Origin of the sequence: Pseudomonas fuscovaginae SE-1, from assembly GCF_000364705.1 — a bacterium.
GTDB classification, from domain to species: domain Bacteria; phylum Pseudomonadota; class Gammaproteobacteria; order Pseudomonadales; family Pseudomonadaceae; genus Aquipseudomonas; species Aquipseudomonas fuscovaginae_A.
Genome location: NZ_AQOH01000217.1, coordinates 1 through 1,815, shown reverse-complemented (window position 1 = coordinate 1,815; position 1,815 = coordinate 1). Strand labels below are relative to the sequence as shown.

Genomic DNA, 1,815 nt, shown 5'->3' with positions numbered 1-1,815 from the left:
TCGGTGTTCTGGGCAATGGAGGCGGACATCTGCTCCATCGAGGCACTGGTTTCCTCGACCGAAGCGGCCTGCTCGGAGGCCCCCTGGCTCATGCTCTGGGCGGTGGAGGAAATCTGCTCGGAAGCACTGCTCAGGGCGTCGGCGTTGCTGCGTACCTCACCGATGATCTGGCCGAGTTTCTGCGTCATATCCCTGATGGCGGCCAGCATGCTGCTGGTGTCGCCGCTCTTGGTCTGGACTTCGACGGTGAGGTCGCCGGCGGCGACGCGGCTGACCACCTCGGCCGCATAGGCAGGTTCGCCACCGAGCTGGCGCAACAGGTTGCGGGTGATGAAGCCGCCCAACAGGGCAATGATCACCAGGGTGATGATCGACACGGTGATGGAGATCAGCGCGGCCTGATGACGGGTGGCATCGGCCCGCTGGGCGGCATCTTCGGCCATCTTCACGTTGTAGTCGCGGTGCTTGTTGAGTATCTCGCGCAGTGGTTCGAGCACTTTCCGGGTCAGGCCGATCATGGCATCCCGTGCTTCGTCGTTCCGATTGGCACGAGAGAGTACAAGGATGGCCTCTTCACCTTGGACCAGGTCGGCAATCGCCTTGCGGTCGGCATCCAGCAGTTGTTGATCTTGCTCATCCGCAAGCAGTTGGGCGTACTTGTCAACTGCGGCCTGGACGTCGCCTTTGGTGGATTTGATGGCGGTATCGATATCCGCCATGGCCTTGTCGTCAGTGGTGAGGATGTGGCTGTAGACCAGTTGAATCTCGGTGTTCACCGCGTTACGCAATTTGTTCAGGGCCACGATGCTCGGTACCGAGTTTTCGTTGCCGAAGTTGGCGGCGGTGAAGACCTGATTCATCTGCTGATAGGAAATCCCCGAGAGGAGGAGAATGCCGAGCAGGGCAGACATCACCAGGAGGATCATTTTCTTGCTGATAGTCATGTTCATAACTCCTGTGCGCATCTGCGCGATCAAATGAGAGACAGTCGGGAGGTATTGCGTTGGCCGGCCAGCGAGGCGATCTGGTCGACGTTCAGCACCTGCTCCATGCGCAGCAGGGTGAGGAAGCGTTCGTCCACACGGGCCAGGTCCTCGATGTATTCAGGCGGTACGCGGCTGCCGAAGGCCGGAGCCTGGCGCAGCCACTGCGATTCGATCTCGGTGACGGCGTTGACCGAGTTCACCAGGGCCCCCATCAACTGGACCTCATCGCTGTCCTGCAGCTCGACGATGACGATGCAGGTGCGTGAGCCCAGTTCGGTATTGCCGAGGCCGAAGCGCTCGGCCAGGTCGATGATCGGCACCACGGCGCCCCGCAGGTTGATCACCCCGCGAACCAGTGGCGGCATCATCGGCACCTGGGTGATGGCGTGGAACTCGAGAATCTCCCGCACGTAGCGGGTGGCTACGCCGAACAGGTCACGCCCCACCCTGAAGGTCAGGTACTGGCGCGGTTGTTCTTCGGTGGCGGGCAGTGTCAGGTCGATGTTCATGAGTCAGTTCCTGAAGCGGACAAAACCACTGTCCTGCTCGTCGATGTGAGGTGTCGGGGCGCTACGGTAGGCTTGCCTCGAGGGCGGCTGCAGAGGCGAGACGCTTCCCAGACTGCCGGTGTCGGCCAGTTGAAAGAAGCGCATCAGTTCCTGCAGGTTGTTCGATTGCACGGTCATTTCCTCCGACGTCGCTGCAAGCTCCTCGGAGGCGGCCGCATTCTGCTGGGTGATATCGCTGAGCTGGGTCATGGCGGCACTGATCTGGCTGACACCGGAGGTCTGCTCTTCCGAGGCGGCGGCGATCTCCTGCACCAGGTCGG

The 1,815-nt window shown here is 61.4% G+C and carries 2 protein-coding genes and 1 pseudogene; all 3 read right to left on the bottom strand.

Annotation, left to right across the window (positions count from 1 at the left end; genetic code table 11):
• Positions 1 to 944: MCP four helix bundle domain-containing protein (locus tag K675_RS0119185; protein WP_017905104.1), on the bottom strand; the 944-nt coding region annotated here is incomplete at its 3' end.
• Between the two features lie 29 nt (positions 945 to 973).
• Positions 974 to 1,495 (bottom strand): chemotaxis protein CheW, encoded by a 522-nt coding sequence (locus K675_RS0119180; protein ID WP_017905103.1) that lies wholly within the window; start codon positions 1,493 to 1,495, stop codon positions 974 to 976.
• A 3-nt stretch (positions 1,496 to 1,498) separates the two neighbouring features.
• Positions 1,499 to 1,815, bottom strand: a pseudogene (locus tag K675_RS33700) (methyl-accepting chemotaxis protein); the annotation flags it as partial.